This window comes from Micromonospora sp. SH-82 (assembly GCF_051132485.1).
Lineage (GTDB): Bacteria > Actinomycetota > Actinomycetes > Mycobacteriales > Micromonosporaceae > Micromonospora.
Window position 1 is genome coordinate 6167398 of the sequence record NZ_CP148049.1, and the last position, 19149, is coordinate 6186546.

Below are 19149 nucleotides of genomic sequence, written 5' to 3' on the forward strand. Positions count from 1 at the left end.
GGGCCGGCCTCAGCGGGCGCCGAGCACGTGCTCGACGGCGAGCTGGTTGAGCCGGACGAAACCGAATCCCCTGGCGGCCACGGTGTCGACGTCGAGGTCCTCGAACGCGCTGCGGTCGGCGAGCAGGTCGGTGTAGGTCTCGCCGGGGTTCAGGGTCGGGGTGGAGAGCTCGGCGACCTTGGCGGCCGCCAACGCCTCGGCCACCTCCGGGTCGGCCCGGAACGCCGCCGCCCGCTCCTTGAGCAGCAGGTACGTCCGCATGTTCGCCTCGGCCGAGGCCCACACCCCGGCCATGTCCTCGGTCCGGGACGGCTTGTAGTCGAAGTGCCGGGGGCCGTCGTAGGCGGGAGTGCCGTCCGGGCCGCCGTGCTCCAGCAGGTCGACCAGGGCGAACGCGTTGAGCAGGTCACCGTGGCCGAAGACCAGGTCCTGGTCGTACTTGATGCCGCGCTGGCCGTTGAGGTCGAGGTGGAACAGCTTGCCCTGCCAGAGCGCCTGGGCGATGCCGTGGGCGTAGTTGAGCCCGGCCATCTGCTCGTGCCCGACCTCGGGGTTGAGGCCGACCAGGTCCGGGTGCTCCAGGGTGGAGATGAAGGCGAGGGCGTGTCCGACGGTGGGCAGGAGGATGTCCCCACGCGGCTCGTTGGGCTTGGGCTCGATGGCGAAGCGCAGGTCGTAGCCCCTGTCGACGACGTACTGGGTGAGCAGGTCGACGCCCTCGCGGTACCGCTCCAGCGCCGCCTGGACGTCCTTGGCCACGTCGTACTCGGAGCCCTCCCGGCCACCCCACATGACGAAGGTCTTCGCGCCCAGTTCGGCGGCGAGGTCGACGTTGCGCAGCACCTTGCGTAGCGCGTACCGCCGGACGTCACGGTCGTTGCTGGTGAAACCGCCGTCTTTGAAGATCGGGTGGGTGAAGAGGTTGGTGGTCACCATGGGCACCACCAGGCCGGTCTCGTCGAGGGCCTTCCGGAAGCGGGTGAGGTGCGCGTCGCGGGTGGCGGCGTCGCTGCCGAACGGGATCAGGTCGTCGTCGTGGAAGGTGATGCCGTACGCGCCGGCCTCGGCGAGCCGGTGCACCGCCTCCACCGGGTCCAGCTCGGGTCGGGTGGCGTCCCCGAAGGGGTCACGGGCCTGCCAGCCGATGGTCCACAGGCCGAAGGAGAACTTGTCGGCGGGGGTGGGACGGGGCGCCATGGTGACCTCCGGTGTGAGGGACGGGCATTTGTTCAGTGATTGAATTATTTGGCGACGATGTGGCAGTGTCAAGAGGTGAGTCGCGTCAGCAGCCCGGTCGGGGCAGCCCGCCAGAGCAGCCTCCGGGAGCTCAACCTCGCCCTGGTCCTCGGCCGGATCGCCGCTGCCGGGCGGCCCCCGTCCCGGGCGGACCTGGCGGCCGAGACCGGTCTCACCCGGGCCACCGTCTCGGCGGTGGTCGACGACCTGATCGGGGGTCGACTGGTCACCGAGGCCGACCCCGCCCCCCGCACCGGCGCCGGGCGTCCCGCCCGAGGGCTGGTGCTCGCCGGTGACGGCCCCGCCGGACTCGGGCTGGAGGTCAACGTCGACTACCTCGCCGCCTGCGTGGTCGACCTCGCCGGGCGGGTCCGACACCACACCGTCCGCCGGGCCGACCTGCGACCGGCCACCCCCGCCGACGCGCTGGCCCGCCTCGGCGACCTGGCCGGCCGGGCCGAGGCCGACGCCCGCCGCCAGGGGCTCACCCTGGCCGGCACGGTCCTGGGCGTACCCGGGCTGGTCGGTGACGGCGGCCGGGTCCGGCTCGCACCCAACCTCGGCTGGCGGGACGTGGACGTGCCGGCCCTGCTCCGCCGACACCTCCCGGCGCTGCCCCCGGTCGCCGGAACCCCCGCCCTGACGGTCGAGAACGAGGCCAACCTCGCCGCACTGGGGGAACTGGACGCCGGCCCGGACGGACCGGCCAGCTTCCTGCACATCTCCGGCGAGGTGGGCATCGGTGCCGGGATCGTCCTCGACGGGGCCCTCTACCGGGGAGCCCGGGGCTGGAGCGGCGAGATCGGCCACCTGCCCATCCAGCCCGACGGTCCGTCCTGCCGGTGCGGCGGTCGGGGCTGCCTCGAGCAGTACGCCGGACAGGAGGCGATCCTCACCGCAGCCGGCCTGACCTGGGCGGACCTGCCTGCGGACACCGCCGCCACCCGGCTGGCCGACCTGGCCGCCGCCGGGGATCCGACGACGCTGGGAGCCCTCCACGACGCGGGCACCGCCCTCGGCGTGGCCGTCGCCTCGGTGGTGAACCTCCTGGACCTGGACACCGTCGTCCTCGGCGGCGGATACGCCCCGCTGGCACCCTGGCTGGTGCCGACGGTGCGCGACCAGATCAGCCGTCGGGTGCTCACCGCCGCCTGGTCCCCGGTCACCGTACGACCGGCGCTGCTCGGCCCCGAGGCGGCGGTGGTGGGGGCCGCCGGGTCGGTGGTCCGGCGGATCGTGGCCGAGCCGAGCGGGTGGCTGAGCAGTCGGCGAGCTTCCTGGATGGGCGAGGGCAGGTAGTCCTCGGTACGCTTGCCCCCTGGCAACGATTTCCCAGGGCAGGGAGTGCGGAACCCACATGCGCGCACGTCAATCGACCGAGGCGCCCGGCGACGACCGGTGACCGCGGCCCGACAGGGCGATGTGGCCGACCCGGTCAGCGGCGGGGGGCGGCCGGTCCGCCCCACACCCCGACCGGCCCCCGAGGCCGTGCCACCCGCCGACGACAGACTCGCCCGGGAACTGCTGGACGGGCTGGCCGAGGCTGTCGTCACCACAGACCGGACCGGCGTGGTGACGTTGGTGAACGCCATGGCGGCGAGACTCCTACCCGAGATCGCCGGCAAGGTGGACCTCACAGTGGCCCCGGTTCCGGCGCTGGCCGACGCCGTACGGGCCGGGACGGACGGCTTCGACGCCGAGCACCACGGACGTCGGCTGCGCGGGACCCGACGTGACCTCGCCGGCGGCGGGAGCGCCTGGTACGTCCGCGACGTCACCGAGGAGCACGCCCGTACCGACGCGCTGCTCGCCGAGCGTTCCCGGACCGCCTTCCTCGCCCAGGCCGGCAGCCGCCTGGGGGTCTCCCTGCACCGGGACCAGACGTTGCGGACCACTGTGACCCTGCCGGTCCCGTACCTCGCCGACGCCGCCCTGGTCGTCCACGTCCTCCCCGCACCGACCGAGGACCTGCCGCACTGGATCCGGTACGCCGCCGACGACCCCGCCCCGGTCACCGGCGTCGGCTCCTGGCAGCTGCCCGGCGCGGTGCCCGGCCTCGCCGAGGCGCTCGACGGCGACGTCAGCGACCCGAGCCCCTGGTTGGACGCGGAGCTGACCGATCTGGCGGCTCTGCTCCCCGACGACTTCGGCCGCCCCGACACCGTCCTGGTCAGCCCGATGATCGGTGCCGGTCGGCCGGCGGGGGCCCTGGTGCTGCTGCGCCGGGCCGGACGCCCGGCGTTCGACTCCCGCGACATCGAGTTGGCCCGCGAGTTCGCCACCCGGGCCGGTGCCGCCCTCGCCACCGCCGACCTGTACGGCGAGCAGACCCACCTGGCCCGGGTGCTCCAGAACAGCCTCCTCCCGCCGGACCTGCCCTCGGTCCGGGGGATCACCCTCGCGGGGGGCTACCGGGCGGCCGGGGACAGCCTGCGCATCGGCGGGGACTTCTACGACGTGTTCCGCACCGCCGAGGGGGCGATGTTCGCCCTCGGCGACGTCTGCGGCAAGGGGGTCGGCGCGGCAGTCCTCACCGGTCGGGTACGCCAGTCGTTGCAGACGCTGCGGCTGGTGGAGCAGCAGCCGTTGGCCCTGATGAGGCTGCTCAACCGGGCGCTGTTCGACGCCCCCGACGCAGCCCGGCGCAGCCAGTTCACCACCCTCCTGCTCGGCTCGGTACGACGTGAGCCCGACGGGGTGCTGCGGGTCCGGATCGCCGGGGGTGGACATCCGTCGCCGCTGGTGCTGCGGCCCGACGGGACCGTACGGGCGGTCAAGGTCGGTGGGATGCCGATCGGTGCCCTGACCGACGCCCGGTTCACCGAGGCCGAGGTCGTCCTCGCCCCCGGCGAACTGCTGGTCGCCTACACCGACGGGGTGACCGAGGCCCGTGGTGGCCCCCGCGACCTGGAGATGTTCGGCGAGGACCGGCTGCACCAGGCGCTGGCCTCCAGCGTCGGGCTGCCGCCCGAGGCCGTGATCGACAGACTGCTGCAACTCGTCGACGAGTGGTTGGACGGTCAGAGTCAGGACGACATCGCGCTCCTCGCGGTCAGCGCGCAGCAGTGAACGACCGCCTGCCAGCGGTCGTCGAGGGATACCTCGAAGCGGTGGACCGGGCCGACCGCGAGACGGCGGTCGGACTGGCGCTCGGGCTGCTCGACACCGGCTGGTCGGCCGCCGACGTCCTGGTGGACCTCGTCGCGGCGGCTCAGCGGGAGATCGGGCTGCGCTGGCAGACCGGCCGGTGGAGCATCGCCCAGGAACACGCCGCGACGCACGTCAGCGACCTGGTGGTCAGTGCGGTCGCGTCCCGTACCCCCGTCCCGACACCCCGGGGACACGCGGTGATGGCCTGCGTCGAGGGCGAGTGGCACGCGTTGGCCGCGCGGATCGTCGCCGAGACGGTCCGGGCGGCGGGGTGGCGGGTCACCTTCCTGGGGGCCAGCGTCCCGGCCCGGCACCTCGTCTCCTACCTGCACCAGACCGGACCGGACATGGTGCTGCTGAGCTGCGTCCAACCCAACCGGCTGGTCCGGGCCGCCCGCATGATCGAGGCGTGCCGGTCGGCCGGGGTGCCGGTGATCGCCGGTGGACCCGGTTTCGGGCCTGAGGGCCGGTGGGCCACCGCCGTGGGGGCGACCGCCTGGGGTGCCACGGCACGGGACGCGGCCCGACTCCTCGACCGGCACCGTCACCCCGGATTCGCCGCCGGGCCGGTACGACCGGCCGGGAGCGACGAGTACGTAGCGGTGCTGCGCCGCCGACGGGAGGTGGTGGAGCGGGCCGTCCGGGCGGTCGCGCCACCGCCGGAGCACGCCGAGGAGTTGGCCACCGCCGTGGCGCACCTGGTGGACGCGCTCGCCGCCGCAATCCGGGTCGGTGATCCACAGCTGCTGGTCGACTTCGCCGGTTGGCAGGTCGAGTTGCTGTCCACCCGTCCCGGTCGGACCGGGTTGCTGGACACGGTGCTGGCCGGATGCGCCAGCGTCCTGGCGGAGCACCCGACGGCCCGAGATTACGTGCAGCACGCCCGGGCGGCGGTGGCCGAGACGACCGCCTGATCGCGCAGGCCGGGCGGGGTGGTTCAGGCCAGGCGGGGTGCCCCAGCGACTCGCGGAGCGGGGGCCTCAGGCCGGCGGGCGAGCTCGATGGCGGAGCGGAGGGCTTCAGGCCGAGCGGGCGACCGGGTCGGCCGGGGGGCCCGACCGGGCTTCCGGCACCGAGCTGATCGGCAGCGACCGGGGACGCGACGGTTCGGCCGGCTCCGAGGAGGGCGGAGGGGCACCGCCCCCGGGGCCGGCCCCCGAGTGTTCCCGGCTGGCCTCGTCGAACTCGGTGAGCCCGCTCAGCAGTGCCTCCTGCCCGGCGGGCGTCATCCGGGCCAGCACGTCGGCCAACCGTCGACGCCGGTCGGACCGGAGTTCGGCGAGGATCCTGCGCCCCTGCGGAGTCAGGTGCAGTGAGATCTCCCGGCGGTCGGCCCGCCCCGGCTCACGTTCCACCATCCCGGCGGCTTCCAACCGGTCGCAGAGACGGCTCGCCGAGGACAGGAGCATGTCGGTCTCGGCGGCCAGCCGGCGAAGGTTGATGCCGTCGTTCCGCTCCACTACCATCACGGCGCGTAACTGGGCACCGGACAGTCTGCTACTGGTGCCCTCACGGGCCGCCTCCCAGACCGCAAGCAGGGTCCCTGCTACGTCATCCAGCGCAGCAGCCATACTCGCTTCTGGTCCGACCGGACCGTTTCGTTCGGCCATGGTGGGCACGAGACTACCTCGGTATCCCTGGTCACCGAGGGGTTGTGAAGGGAAACTGCGATGAGCGCGACGGAGGACAGGGCCCGGCGGTCGTTGATCGAGGCCCCGGCGGATCTCCTGGTGGACCGACTCGCCGCCGAGTTGCGGGCCGCGTACGAGGTCACCTCGACCGAGCTGTTCCAGATCGACTACCGGCTCGCCGAACTGCTGCCGCTGGGTCCCGGCGACTCGATCACCACTCCCGGTCACCCCGCCTGGCGCTGCTTCGACCATCAGGAGCCGGTCCTGGTCGACGGGGTCGGCTGGTTCCCGGTGGGGATGCGCGGCGAACGTCAGGGCGTCCTCCGACTGGCACCGGTGCCCGCAGCCCCGGCGCTGGTCGACGAGTTCGCCGGCATCGCCACCGCGCTCGGTCACGAACTGGCCGCCGTCTCCGCCGGCACCGACGTCTACCGGTCGGCCAGCCGCAGTCGCCGGCTCACCCTCGCCGCCGAGATGCAGTGGGAGCTGCTGCCCGCCCGCAGCCGGGTACGCCCCTCGTTCAGCCTGGCCGGGCAGTTGGAGCCCGCGTACGCGGTGCGCGGCGACAGCTTCGACTGGTCCGACGACGGGTCCCGCCTCTGGCTCTCCACGATCAACGGCAGCGGGGAGGGGGTCGAGGCCTCGATGCTCACCTCGCTGGCCACCCACGCGCTGCGCAACGCCCGCCGCGGCGGGCTCAGCCTGGCCGACCAGGCCGCCCTGGCCGACCAGGCGATCTACGCCCTGCACCGGGGTCAGCAGCACCTCTCGGCGCTGCTGTTGGAGCTGGACCTGCGCTCGGGCGTGCTCACCGCCGTCGACGCCGGCTCGCCCCGACTGATCATGCTGCGCGGGGACGACGTACACGACTGGCCGTTGGACCAGCAGTTCCCGCTGGGCATGTTCGACGGGACCGACTACCGGGAGCAGCGCTTCGACCTGCAACCCGCCGACCGGCTCTTCGTGGTCAGCGACGGGGTGGTGGACGCCGCAGGTCAGGACGTCCGCTACGGCGACACGGCGCTGGAGCGGTTCCTGCGCCGGACCCGGAAGATGGCGACCCTCGACGCCGTCCGCTCCCTCATCGGCGACCTGCGGGCCTTCGTCGCCGGCGACCTGATCGACGACGCCGTGGTGGTCTGCCTGGACTGGTCCGGACCGGCGTCGTAGGCCGCACCGACACCGACCCGGGGCCGCACGTCGGTCAGTACGCGCCCCGGCCGTGCACCACGGCCCCCACGGTCTTCCACAGGATGGTCAGGTCGGCGGCGAGGGACCAGTTCTCGACGTAGTAGAGGTCGAGCCGGATGCCGTCCTCCCAGCTCAGGTCGGATCGACCGCTGACCTGCCAGAGTCCGGTCATGCCCGGTTTGACCAGCAGCCGCCGGGCGACGTCGCCGTCGTACCGGGCCACCTCGGCGGGCAGCGGCGGCCGGGGCCCGACCAGACTCATCTGCCCGAACAGCACGTTCACCAGCTGGGGCAGCTCGTCCAGCGACCACTTGCGCAGCAGCCTGCCGATCCGGGTCACCCGGGGGTCGTCGCGCATCTTGAACAGCAGTCCGTCGGTCTCGTTGCGGGCGGCCAACTCCGCCAGGAGCTCGTCGGCGTTCACCACCATGGTGCGGAACTTGTACACCCCGAACTCCTCGCCGCCCTGGCCCACCCGGACCTGACGGAACAGGACCGGCCCCCGACTGTCGATCTTGATGGCCAGGGCGATGCCGAGGAGCAGGGGGGAAAACAGCAGGAGGGCCACCGACGCGGCGGCCCGGTCGACGAAACCCTTCACCAGCTTCCGGGCACCCCGGAACTCCGGTGCCTCGACGTGGATCAACGGCAGGCCGGCGACCGGCCGGGTGTGGATGCGCGGGCCGGCCACGTCGGTCAACGCCGGAGCCACCACCAGGTCCACCCCGGTCCCCTCCAGTTGCCAACCGAGCCGACGCAGCCGGGTGGCGGTCAGCTCACCGGAGGCGGTCACCGCCACGGTGTCCGCACCGATCGCTGTGGCCGCCTCGGGGATCCCCCGGAACGACCCCACCACCGGCACGTCGCCCAGCCGCTGCGCCACCGGGGCGAGCAGGGCGTCCGGGATGCACGCCCCGACCACGTGGTACCCGGCGTACGGCTCCCGGCGCAGGGTGTGCACCAACTCCAGGACGTGCGCGGTGTCCCCGACCACCAGCACGCGTCGGGACCAGCCGGCCCCCCGGATCCGGGCCCGGTGCAGGCGCTTACGGGCGGCGAACCGGGCCACCTCCAGGCCGACCAGACCGAAGGCGAACGAGAAGGCGAGGAACCCCCGGGACACCCCGACGTCGAAGATGTAGCCGAGGATCGCCACCCCGGCGGCGAGCCGCATGCCGGCCACCCCGACCCGGCGGTACTCGTCGGCGCCGTACCCGAGGACCCTGTCGTCGTAGCAGCGCATCGCCTTGAGCGACACCAGCCAGGCGAGCACCAGCCCGGGTGCGACGAGGACGTAGGGGATCTCCGAGCCGCGCGGCGCGGCGTCACCGAAGCGGGTGAGGTAGCCGGCGAGGACCGCCAGGGCGACGATCACCGTGTCCAGCACCACCAGGCTCTGCACGTACGCCCGCTCGTCGGCACGGGCCATCCGCCCCGACGAGCCCGCGTTCGGCTGCGTCGAGGTACCGGCAGGGGTCAACAGGGTCGCCGTGGCCACCGGCCCTCCCTCATCGCTGGGTGACGGCTCCGACGACCGCTGCCCGGTCCATGATGGACCACCAGCCCGGAGCACGTCGACATCTTGCCCCGACAATGATGCCTACCGATTGCTTCGGACGCATTACCGTCAGTTTCCATGGACCGGCCCGGTGCGGACCGGCACGTCGCACCGGTCCCTTCGGACGAGAGGCCGTCGCGGTTCACCGCTGTGACGATCTGCTCAACGAGGGGCCGTCGGACGGAGCGCGATGGCCTTCAGGAAGATCTCGCCGATCCCGGTGGGGTCCTCGGTCACGAAGGCACCACCGCCGGTGACCTTGGTGATCGCCTCCAACTCGGCCCGATTGACCTCGGTCCCGATACCGATCACGACGACCTGGACGGGGCGTTGCGGGTCGGCGATCCGCTCCAACTCGGCGAGCAGTTCCTCCTGGGAGATGCCGTCGGCGTCCTCGTTCCTGCCGTCGGTGAACAGCACCACCGAGTTGACCCGCCCCGGTTCCCACCCCTCCTGGACCCGCTGGTACGCCGCGAGCATGGTGTCGTACAGGCCGGTGTCCCCGTTGGACGGGGTGATCCGACCCAGGCCCCGCTCCAACTGCCCCCGCTGGGTGGACAGCGGGCCGATCTCCACGACCTCGTTCCAGTCCCGGTCGCCGACGAGCCGGGTGGAGAAGGTCCAGAGCCCGATCGACCACGAGTCGTCGAAGAGCCCGAGTCCCCGCCGCGCCGCCTCGATCGTCACCTGCGCCCGGGTGGCGTTGTTGGCGCTCGGCACCTGCTTCTTCATCGACCCGCTGACGTCGATGACGCAGAGCATCCGACCCGACTGGGTGGCGATCGACCATCCGGTCACCGCGTTCTCGATCGCCGCCGGGTCCAGGCTCCCGGCGGCACCACCGCCGGCCGACCCGCCCGCGCCTCCTCCGGCCGGGTCCGGGGCACCGGCGGGGGGCCGGAACCCCTCACCCCAGGTGCCGTCCGGGCCACGCAGTGACTGCCGCGCCAACCGGTCGCGGAAGTCGGCGGTGGTGAGCAGCTCGAACAACACCCGGGCGGCGGACGCCTTGGCCGGTGCCACGCCGGGCAGCACAGCGAACGGGTAGTCCAACGGCATCGGCGCCGGCTCCAGGTAGAGCGCGGCCAGCGGGACCGGCGGCTTCTCGTTGTTGTACGCCAACACGTCCTCCTCGGAGAGCGTGGCGGCGGCGAGCCCACTGGCGATGCTGGTCGGGTCGGTGGCCCTGGGGAACCGGGCGAGCAGGTCCTCCCGTAGGGCCGAACGCCCGGTGGCCAGCGCACGCAGGGCGGCGGTGGTGGCCCCCCTCGCGTCCTCGCCGGAGCCGCTGGCGGCGGCGGTCAGGGCGAGCAGGCCGGAGAGCCCTGCGGCGTCCCGGGTGGGTTCGACGATCCCGGTCCGCAGCGGCGTGTTGCTGGTCACCTCGGTGAGCAGGTCCGACCAGGTCACCTTCCGGCTCGGCCAGCCGAGACGGGCGGTGGCGACCGGCTCGGGCACGGCGAGGACGACCGGACTCCGGGCGATGGAGGCGGTGTTCGCCGGCTCGAAGGCGCTGGCACCCCCGTTGCGCAGCAGCAGCAGCCAGGTCGACGAGTCGGGCACCCAGACGTCCGGCGACACCGCGGTGCCGCTGGCCCGACCGATGCCGGCCAGCGTGGCGCCGTGCTCGTCGGCGACCACGGCGGCCACCTGGACCGGGTCGACGCTGGAGACCTGGACCTCGATGCAGGTGCCCCCGACCGCGGCACCGTCGGCCATCCACCGGGTCGCGGCCTCCTCGACCGCCGGAGCGAGTTCCGGCGCGACCGCCACGGCGAGTTCCTCCCGGCCGGTGCAGCCGGGCTGGGCCAGCTGCCGGAGACCGACCCACGACCCGGCCACGACGACGACAAGCGCCGTCGCGGAGGCGACGGCGCCTGCTCTGCGAGACCTGTGGCGCATGCGGTGGCGGCCGGACACGGAACCAATCTTGCAAATTCCAGCAGGTGCCTGCCATGACCGTTCGGACGAAAGTTACTCAGGATGAACAGCTGACCTCTACTTATCCACGCTGAGTGACCGCCCGGATCCCTCGGGTCGCCGCCGGTGCGGTGTCCGTCCGGGGGTCAGGGCAGGACGCAGCTCGGGCTCGCCACCGGTACCGGCTCCCCCACCGGGGTCGGTACGCCGGTCGCCGGGTCCACCCGCAACACCCGGACCTGGTCGGCGTACTGGTCGGCGACGTAGAGGTAGGAGTCGATCAGGGTGAAGTGCCGGGGCCACCCACCGCCGGTGTCCACCTCCGCCACCAACTGCGGCAGCTCCGGTTCCAGGGCGAAGACCGAGATCGTTCCTACCCCCCGGTTCGCCACGTACAGGTGACGCCCGTCCGGGCCGACCGCCACCTCCGACGGCTGCACGTGCCCCGGCCGTTCACTCGCGTCGACCCGCCCCCGCTGGTGCAGGGCGCCCTCGTCGGTCAGGTCGTAGACGGTCACCGTGGCGTCCAGCTCACCCACGAGGTACACCCGCCGACCGTCCGGGTGCCGCGCCAGGTGCCGGGGTCCGGTGCCGGGCGCCGTACGCACCCGGGGTGCCCGGGGCACCAGCCGACCCGACGCGGGGTCCAGGTCGTACCGGTAGACCGAGTCGGTCCCCAGGTCCACCGCGTACAGCGGGCCCCGGCCGGTGGGGTCCGGAGAGACCATGTGGGCGTGCGCGTGCTCCTGACGCTCCGGGTCCGGCCCGTGCCCCTCGTGCTGGACCAGGTCGGTGCGGTCGCCCGGCACCCCCTCGGCGTCCAACGGGAACACCGCGACGCTCCCGCCGCTGTAGTTCGCCGCGAGCAGGTGGTCACCGTCCGGGGTGACGGCGACGTGACAGGGGTCGGCACCTCCGGTCGGCCGACTGCCCAGCGGGGTCAGGTCACCCTCGGGACCCACCCGGAACGCGCTGACCCGCCCCTCGGACAGCTCGTTCGCCGCGTACAGCACGGGCTGGTCGGGGTGACGGACGAGGAACGACGGTGACGGGGTGACCGCCACGGTGCCGAGCGGGGTCAACCCCCCGGTCTCCCGGTCGCGGCGGGCGGCCACGATCCCGGTGGCCTTCCCGTCGCCCTCGCTCGTGTAGCCGCCGATGTGGACGATCTCGTCCCGCTCGCTCACCTGCTCCGCCTTCCGTCGACACCCGGAGTCGATTCCATCAGAGGGTGCCCGGTGGACAGGCGACTCAGTCGTCGTTTCGGCGAATTTTCCACCCCCGGCCGGGGCCGACACCCACATCCGGGAGGGTCGGACGCCTCGGACCGACCCACCACCGGGGTCACCGACGCGGCGGTCTCACGCCACCGGGACCGGCTCGCCACGCTGTCGGGCCACGTGCTCCACCAGCGTGATCAGCACCGACTTGGCCGACTGCCGGTCCCGGGCGTCGCAGAGCATCATCGGCACGTCCGCGTCGAGGTCCAGCGCCTGACGGACCGACTCCAACTCGAAGCGCCGACCCCCGTCGAAGCAGTTCACCCCGACCACGAACGGGACCCCCCGCTGCTCGAAGTAGTCGATCGACGGGAAGCAGTCGGCCAGCCGCCGGGTGTCGGCGAGGACCACCGCGCCGAGCGCGCCGAAGGCCAGCTCGTCCCAGAGGAACCAGAAGCGGTCCTGACCCGGGGTGCCGAAGAGGTAGACCTGGAGGTCCTCGTTGATGGTGATCCGACCGAAGTCCATCGCGACCGTCGTGGTGGACTTCGCCTCCACTCCGGACAGGTCGTCGGTGCCGATGCCCGCCCCGGTCAGGACCTCTTCGGTCTGCAACGGGCGGACCTCGCTCAACGCGCTGACCAACGTCGTCTTGCCGGCCCCGAAGCCACCGGCAATCAGGATCTTCAGGGCCAGCGGCACCCGGTGGCCACCCCGATCAGAGCGCACGTAGTCCACTGACCACCGCCTTGAGTATGTTGTCGTCGGGAAGGATCGCGGCACGCCTCGGCTCGTGGACCGACACGAGTCCCCCGGCGAGCAGGTCGCCGAGGAGGACCCGTACCACGCCCAGCGCGAGGTCGAGGCGGGCGGCCAGTTCGGCCACCGGAACCGGGCGTCGGGCCAACTCGACCAGACGCCGGTGTTCCGGATGCAGCCGCGGGTGTTCGTCCAGGTCGGCCGCCGGGTCAGCCAGCACGAACGCCACCAGGTCGAAACCCTCGACCGCCGGCCGTACCCGGCCGCCGGTCAGAGTGTACGGACGGACCACCGGGCCGGCTTCCCCGTCCAGCCACTCATGCTGCGGGTCGGGGTGCTCAGCCCGCATCGCCGGTCTCCGAAGGCTCCCGGGCCGGTGCGGCGAGGTACTCCCCCACCCGGGTCACCAGCATCGCCATCTCGTACGCCACCAGGCCGATGTCGGCGTCGGCGTCGGCGGCCACGGCCAGGCAGGCACCCTGCCCGGCAGCCGTGACGAAGAGGTACGCCGACTCCATCTCCACCACCGTCTGACGGACCGGTCCGGCGGCGAGGTGCCGGCTCGCCCCCTTGGCCAGGCTGGAGAAGCCGGAGGCCATCGCGCACAGGTGCTCGGCGTCGGCGCGGTCGAGGTCGGCGGAGGAGCCGAGCAGCAGCCCGTCCGCCGACAACACCACCGCCTGGCGGGCGGTCGGCACCCGCTCCACCAGCTCGTCGAGGAGCCAGTCGAGATCTGCGCTCTGCTTCGTCGGTTGCACCACTAGGCGTCCCTCTCAGTCGCGGTCGGGGGTCTGGGTACGCCGTCACCGGTGGGCGACGACGGCGGCTCGGTGCCCGACCCGGGCTCGGGGGCGACGCCCCGGCGACCACGGGCGGTGCCGTCCTGCAGCGCCGACATGAGCCGACGCGCCTCCTCGGGGGACCGAGGGCTGGGCGTCTCGGCGACCGGCGGGCGGGGCCGCGCCTCCGGGGCACGGCGGCGGATCCGGCGGGGCAGTCCGTCGGTGTTCGGGGACAGGTCCACGGCGCTGCTGCGCTCCGCGGCGATGGGGAGCACCGGGGCCGACGTCCGCTGCCGCTCCCTGGTGATCCGGCCCCGGGGTCGGGGTGGGGTGTGCAGGCGGGTCACCCGGGCCACCCGGTCCGCCTCCGGCCCCGAGGCGGGCGTCTCGTCGGTGATCAGGTCGGCCGGCACGTGCACCGTCGCGGTGATCCCGCCGTGCTCCGACCGGCGCAGTCCGACGCGTACGCCGTGTCGGGCGGCCAGTCGGGCCACCACGAACAGCCCCAGCCGGGCGCTCTGCGTGGGATCGAAGTCGGGGGGCTCGGCCAGTCGGGCGTTGGCCTCGGCGATGGCGTCGGCGGGCATGCCCAGCCCCCGGTCGGCCACCTCCACGTCGTACCCGTCGGGGGTGCGCCGACCGCGGACCTCGACCCGGGTGTGTGGCGGGGAGAACGCGGTGCCGTTCTCGATCAGTTCGGCGAGCAGGTGGATCAGGTCGCCGACGACCCGCCCGACGGCGGCTGCCGGTTCCAGGCTCGTCACGTCCACCCGGTCGTACGACTCGACCTCGCCGGTGGCCCCGCGGACCAGGTCGACCATGGCGACGGGGTTGCGCCACCCCCGACCGGGCGCGGCCCCGGCGAGGATGACCAGGTCCTCGGCGTGGCGTCGGAGTCGGGCGGCGAGATGGTCGGCGCGGAACAGCTCGGCCAGCTCGTCCGGGTCCTCGGCGCGCCGCTCCAGCCGGTCCAGGATGGCCAGTTGCCGGTGCACCAGCCCCTGGCTTCGCCGTGCGATGTTGAGGAACACCTCGTTGAGGCCGCGCCGCAGGGTGACCTCGTCCACGGCCGCGCTCAGCGCGGTACGGCGTACCTCGTTGAAGGCCTGACCGACCTCGCCGATCTCGTCACGGCCGTACTCCAGGGGTGGTGCCTCCCGCGCGACGTCGACCTCCTCCCCCCGCCGGAGCCGGGCCACCACGTCCGGCAGCCGGCGTTCGGCCATCTCCCGGGCGTCGTCGCGCACGTGGGTCAGCCGGTACACCAGGGAACGGCCCACCCGCAGCGCCACCACCGCGGAGGCCACGACGGCGAGGAGACCGAGCAGCCCGACCGATCCGAGCCGGACCAGGATGCCGACAGCGACCGGCACCGACCGGTCGGCGAGCGCGTCGGACTGACCCAGCTCGAAGTCGCGCATGATGTCCTGGACGGCGTCGTGGCGGGTCTGCCACTCGGTGAGTTCGACCCGGGGTCGGCCGGTGGCGGAGCCGGCGACCAGGCTGTCCTGCATCGCCTGTAGCCGGCGGAACTCGGGGCCCTCGGTGAGCTGCCGGTAGGCAGCCCGGTCGGCGGCGGGCAACTCGGCCACCGCCCCCTCGACGATGTACGTCTGGTTGCCGATGATCTGGACCAGCCGGGTGTGCTCGTCCTCGGCGTACCGTCCGGCGGTCGCCGCCCCGGCGACCAGCGCGTCGGCCTGGGCGAGCAGTTCACGGGAGCGGCCGAGGTCGGTGATCGCCCGTACCTGCCGGTTGAGGTCGGTGTCGGGCAGGGCGGCGAGGGCGGTGAACGCCTGGAAGGCCGAGCTGACCATTCCGGTGTAGAGGCCGAAGGCACCGGCCCGGTCGACCTCGCGCCGGTCGATGTACCCCCGGCCCGCCTGCAGTGCGTCCAGCGTCGCGACCAACTCGTCGAGACGGGTCTCCAGCAGGTCGTGGGCGGCACCGCGCAGCGAGTCGCCGTCGATGCGGTGCCGCAGCTCGCCGATCGCCTCGTCGGTACGGCGGCGCTGCTCGATCAGGGGTGGCGAATCGTCGTCCTCTCCGGCGAGGTGGACCATGGACAGTCGACGTTCGCTCTGCAACTCGGCGACGACCCGTTCGCCGGGGATGCCGAACTCGTCGAGGAGGGTGTTCGCGTCGAGCAGGCTCTTGGCCGGCCCGACGGTCAGGGTGGTAGCGAAGATCCACAGTGCCAGCAGCGCAGCCACCGGGGTGACGACCAACGCGGCCAGTTTGGCCCGGATCGGCCAGTCACGGGTGTTCATCGCAGCCTCGCCCGGAAGGTGACGGAAGGGGTACCGGCACCGGCGGGCGGTGGCCCGGCCACGGTGCCGGGCACCGGTACGGGCACCGTGGGCAGGATACGTAATTGACCGCCGATGCACTACCGGCTGTCGCGCCGACCATTACCGCGTGCACCGCCACCTGCGAACATCTGTCGACGATCGGGCGCCCCGCCGTACGACACGGCGGGGCGCCCGATCCGCTCCGGGGGTCAGGACTGCGCGCCGAGGCCGAGTCCCTCGGCCACCCGCCCTCCGTACGCCTCGTCGCACTGGCGCAGGTGCCAGAGCATCTTCTCCTGGATGTGCCGGTCGCACTGTTCCAGCTGCGTGACCAGGTTCTTCACCAGGTCGTCGCGCTCCCACTCGGGCATGGTGCGGAAGTGTTCACCGGCTTGGGCGTAGTCGTTCCGCCGCTCGATCGGCGCCTTCACGACCTGGCCCGACACGAAGGGCCGGTGCTCCCGGTAGGACTCGTCGGCCTCGCGCAACCCGGCCACCGAGGACGGCTCGAAGTTGATGTGCGGGTTGTCGCCCCGATCGTCCACGTGGTAGGACATCGGACCGCCCTCCTGGTTGGTGCCGACCGCCACGTCGGGGCGGGGTGCGTTGATCGGCAGTTGGAGGTAGTTCGGGCCGACCCGGTACCGCTGGGTGTCCGAGTAGGAGAAGGTCCGGCCCACCAGCATCTTGTCGTCGGAGAACTCCAGCCCGTCGACGAGTACGCCGGTGCCGAAGGCGATCTGTTCGTTCTCGTTGTGGACGTTGGCGACGTTGCGGTTCAGCGTCATCATCCCGACCGGGCGCAGCGGGAAGGCGTCCTCCGGCCAGGTCTTGGTGTCGTCCAGCGGGTCGAAGTCCAGCTCCGGGTGCTCGTCGTCGCTCATGATCTGGACGTTGAGCTCCCACCGTGGGTACTCGCCGCGCTCGATCGCCTCGTACAGGTCGCGGGAGGCGTGTCCCAGCTCGGTGGCCTGGATCGCCGCCGCCTGCTCCTCGGTCAGCGACTCGACGCCCTGCTGCGACTTCCAGTGGTACTTGACCAGGACGCCCTCACCTGCGGCGTCGACCATCCGGTAGGTGTTGACCCCGAAGCCCTCCTGCCGTCGGTAGTCGGCAGGGATGCCACGCGGGCTGAACAGCCAGGTCAGCATGTGCATCGACTCGGGGGTCCCGGACATGAAGTCGAAGATCCGGTTCGGCTCCTGTCGGAAGGTGACCGGGTCCGGCTTGAGGGCGTGGATCACGTCCGGGAACTTGACGGCGTCCCGGATGAAGAAGACCGGCAGGTTGTTGCCGACCAGGTCCCAGTTGCCGTCCTCGGTACGGAACTTCACAGCGAAGCCCCGGGGGTCGCGGGTCGCCTCGGAGGAGTCCCGGCCGCCGATGACAGTGGAGAAGCGTACCGTCACCGGAGTCTTGGCGCCCCGGGTCTGGAAAAGCTTGGCCCGGGTGTACGCCGAGGCGGGCTCGTCGCCGATGGTGCCGTACGCCTCGAACTCCCCGTGCGCCACGAAACCTCGGGCGTGCACCACCCGCTCCGGGATCCGCTCCCGGTCGAAGTGGCTGATCTTCTCCAGGAAGTGGTAGTTCTCCATCGTCGCCGGCCCCCGTGAGCCGACCGTCCGCTGCTGCTGGTTGTTGTGCACGGGATGGCCCTGCCGGGTGGTGAGGACCGGCTTGTCGACCTGCTCGCTCATCGCTTCTCCTCCTGCTCGGTGGGCACCAGTCGACGGCATTCCGCCGTCCCACCTGTTCCTCCTTACCCATCCGACCCATCCGACCCATCTGAGGAAAGTGTGCGGATCGGGATTGGCGATCACCGGAAGCAGGGAATACCAGAGGACGAAGGAGGAGCCATGACGTCCACGCAGGTAATCGTGTTGGTGCTCGTCGTACTGGTGGTCGCGGCGGTGGCCGCAGCCCTGGTGATCGCCGGTCGGCGGCGGGCGCTGCGCCAACGGTTCGGCCCGGAGTACGACCGGGCGGTAGCGGAACAGAGCAGTCGCAGCGCGGCCGAGCGCGAGCTGCGGGACCGCCAGCGCCGACACGCCGAACTCACCCTCACCCCCCTCTCCCCCGAGGCTCGGGACCGGTACGCGGCGGCCTGGGAGGAACTCCAGGTCCGCTTCGTCGACTCGCCCCACGAGACGGTCTCCGACGCCCACGAACTGGTCACCCGGCTGATCTCGGAGCGTGGCTACCCGACCGGGGACTTCTCGGACCAGATCGCCCACCTGTCCGTCGAGCACGCCCGGACGCTGGGGCACTACCGGGACGCCCACGAGATCCACGAGCGCAACGCCCGAGGCGAGGCGAGCACCGAGGACCTGCGTCAGGCCATCGTGCACTACCGCGCGCTCTTCGCCGACCTGCTCGGGACCGAGCCGGTCGGGTCCCGGCCCGCGCAGCCGGGCACGACCCCGACGTCCCACTCCGAGTCGGCCGACCAGCCGAGCCCGACCGAGTCCCACCCCACGTCGCCCCCGCAGCAGCGGACCCCGCACGACGTCCCGACCCGTTGAGAGGCAAGCCAGGATGCGTCAGAACGAGCAGCAGGTGACCCAGGACCACCCCGAGGCCGTCCGGTCCACGCCGGTTCCGGTGCCGGAGGGGGCCACGAGCAACGGCCGCCCCGGTAACCGTGCCGACGGGCCCGAGGACGCGCTCGACGACCGCGGCACCTTCGACGACCCGAAGGTCGCCGACGGGCGGGACGCCCGCCCGGACTTCCACGAGCCGGCCCCGGTCCCGACCACCTTCGGTGCCACCACCGTCGGCGGGGCCGTGGCCGCCTCGGCGATGGCCGGTGACCGGCCCGAGGACGAGCGCGACCCGCGCGGCGAGGAGACCGCCCGCCCCGGAGACGGCGCGCCGGGACGTACCGACAGGTTCGACGACGAGCGGGCCGACCCGACCGCCGCCGACCGGCTGCACCAGGGCGGTCCGGTGGGCCGGCACGCCGACCGGGGCGACGAGACCGTCGCGGACCGGGACGCCACCGAGGACACCGGCGCGGCCGGTTACGGCCGGCCCGCACCGACGATGGTCGACCCGGACGCCGACGGGAAGACCGGACTCGGGGACGCCGCCAAGGGCGGCACCGAGACCGTCCCGGGCGGCGCGGCCACCCTCTTCGCTTCGGAGACCGCCCAGGGCTTCCGGGACCGGTGGCGGGACGTGCAGCTGCGTTTCGTCGACGACCCGAAGGCCGCCGCCGGGCAGGCCCAGTCCCTGGTCGACGAGGCGATCCAGGCGCTCGCCGCCGCGCTCGCCGCGCAGAAGGAGAAGCTCGGCAGCTGGCAGGACGCCGACTCCGCCGACACCGAGGACCTGCGGGTCGCGGTACGCCAGTACCGGGACTTCCTGGACCGGGTGCTCGGTCGCTGACCCGTACGACGACGCACCGCCGGT

16 protein-coding genes are annotated in these 19149 nt (G+C 72.7%); 6 read left to right on the forward strand and 10 right to left on the reverse strand.

The genetic code is table 11. From position 1 onward, the window contains the following. Window positions 1-9: 9 nt before the first annotated feature. Window positions 10-1197, reverse strand: coding sequence for a xylose isomerase (gene xylA / locus WHN02_RS27125; protein WP_434741442.1), 1188 nt, complete (start codon window positions 1195-1197; stop codon window positions 10-12). A gap of 57 nt (window positions 1198-1254) precedes the next feature. Here xylA and WHN02_RS27130 point away from each other — a divergent pair, with 57 nt between their 5' ends. The 3 genes from WHN02_RS27130 to WHN02_RS27140 all read left to right on the forward strand — a co-directional run bounded on the left by WHN02_RS27130 (window position 1255) and on the right by WHN02_RS27140 (window position 5300). Next, window positions 1255-2535 carry an ROK family protein gene (locus WHN02_RS27130; RefSeq protein WP_434741443.1) on the forward strand — a complete coding sequence of 427 codons (1281 nt, stop codon included), beginning with the start codon at window positions 1255-1257 and terminating at the stop codon, window positions 2533-2535. A 99-nt stretch (window positions 2536-2634) separates the two neighbouring features. Continuing rightward, the gene (locus tag WHN02_RS27135) at window positions 2635-4305 is read left to right on the forward strand and encodes a SpoIIE family protein phosphatase (RefSeq protein ID WP_434741444.1); all 1671 of its coding nucleotides are present in this window, start codon (window positions 2635-2637) and stop codon (window positions 4303-4305) included. After that, window positions 4302-5300, forward strand: coding sequence for a cobalamin B12-binding domain-containing protein (locus WHN02_RS27140; RefSeq protein ID WP_434741445.1), 999 nt, complete (start codon window positions 4302-4304; stop codon window positions 5298-5300). Before WHN02_RS27135 ends, WHN02_RS27140 begins: the two co-directional genes overlap by 4 nt. 105 nt (window positions 5301-5405) lie before the next feature. Here the strand turns inward: WHN02_RS27140 and WHN02_RS27145 are convergent, their stop codons facing one another. Beyond that, complete coding sequence (locus WHN02_RS27145; RefSeq protein WP_434744095.1) at window positions 5406-5852, reverse strand: MarR family winged helix-turn-helix transcriptional regulator; 447 nt, start codon at window positions 5850-5852, stop codon at window positions 5406-5408. Between the two features lie 204 nt (window positions 5853-6056). Between WHN02_RS27145 and WHN02_RS27150 the strand changes: the two genes are divergently transcribed. Beyond that, window positions 6057-7187, forward strand: a complete 1131-nt coding sequence (locus tag WHN02_RS27150) for a PP2C family protein-serine/threonine phosphatase (RefSeq protein WP_434741446.1) — start codon at window positions 6057-6059, stop codon at window positions 7185-7187. A gap of 34 nt (window positions 7188-7221) precedes the next feature. On the opposite strand, the gene WHN02_RS27155 is transcribed toward WHN02_RS27150, so the two are convergent. The 8 genes from WHN02_RS27155 to WHN02_RS27190 all read right to left on the reverse strand — a co-directional run bounded on the left by WHN02_RS27155 (window position 7222) and on the right by WHN02_RS27190 (window position 17435). Further along, entirely contained in the window at window positions 7222-8637 is a 1416-nt protein-coding gene (locus tag WHN02_RS27155) for a sugar transferase (RefSeq protein WP_434744096.1), read from the reverse strand. A gap of 291 nt (window positions 8638-8928) precedes the next feature. Continuing rightward, a complete protein-coding gene (locus WHN02_RS27160) occupies window positions 8929-10668 on the reverse strand; it encodes a substrate-binding domain-containing protein (protein WP_434744097.1) in 1740 nt (579 codons plus the stop codon). A gap of 164 nt (window positions 10669-10832) precedes the next feature. Further along, window positions 10833-11873, reverse strand: a complete 1041-nt coding sequence (locus WHN02_RS27165) for a lactonase family protein (protein WP_434741447.1) — start codon at window positions 11871-11873, stop codon at window positions 10833-10835. A 174-nt stretch (window positions 11874-12047) separates the two neighbouring features. Next, window positions 12048-12644: a GTP-binding protein gene (locus WHN02_RS27170; RefSeq protein ID WP_434741448.1), complete on the reverse strand. Its 597-nt coding sequence runs from the start codon at window positions 12642-12644 to the stop codon at window positions 12048-12050. Beyond that, window positions 12625-13014 carry a DUF742 domain-containing protein gene (locus tag WHN02_RS27175; protein ID WP_434741449.1) on the reverse strand — a complete coding sequence of 130 codons (390 nt, stop codon included), beginning with the start codon at window positions 13012-13014 and terminating at the stop codon, window positions 12625-12627. Before WHN02_RS27175 ends, WHN02_RS27170 begins: the two co-directional genes overlap by 20 nt. Continuing rightward, on the reverse strand, window positions 13004-13426 hold the full coding sequence (locus WHN02_RS27180) for a roadblock/LC7 domain-containing protein (protein WP_434741450.1): 423 nt from the start codon (window positions 13424-13426) through the stop codon (window positions 13004-13006). Before WHN02_RS27180 ends, WHN02_RS27175 begins: the two co-directional genes overlap by 11 nt. Then, window positions 13426-15717, reverse strand: coding sequence for a sensor histidine kinase (locus WHN02_RS27185; protein WP_434741451.1), 2292 nt, complete (start codon window positions 15715-15717; stop codon window positions 13426-13428). Before WHN02_RS27185 ends, WHN02_RS27180 begins: the two co-directional genes overlap by 1 nt. A 230-nt stretch (window positions 15718-15947) precedes the next feature. After that, window positions 15948-17435: a catalase gene (locus WHN02_RS27190; protein WP_434741452.1), complete on the reverse strand. Its 1488-nt coding sequence runs from the start codon at window positions 17433-17435 to the stop codon at window positions 15948-15950. A 159-nt stretch (window positions 17436-17594) separates the two neighbouring features. Between WHN02_RS27190 and WHN02_RS27195 the strand changes: the two genes are divergently transcribed. Then, window positions 17595-18260, forward strand: a complete 666-nt coding sequence (locus WHN02_RS27195; RefSeq protein ID WP_434741453.1) for a hypothetical protein — start codon at window positions 17595-17597, stop codon at window positions 18258-18260. A 13-nt stretch (window positions 18261-18273) separates the two neighbouring features. Then, window positions 18274-19125, forward strand: coding sequence for a hypothetical protein (locus WHN02_RS27200; RefSeq protein ID WP_434741454.1), 852 nt, complete (start codon window positions 18274-18276; stop codon window positions 19123-19125). Window positions 19126-19149: the final 24 nt, after the last annotated feature.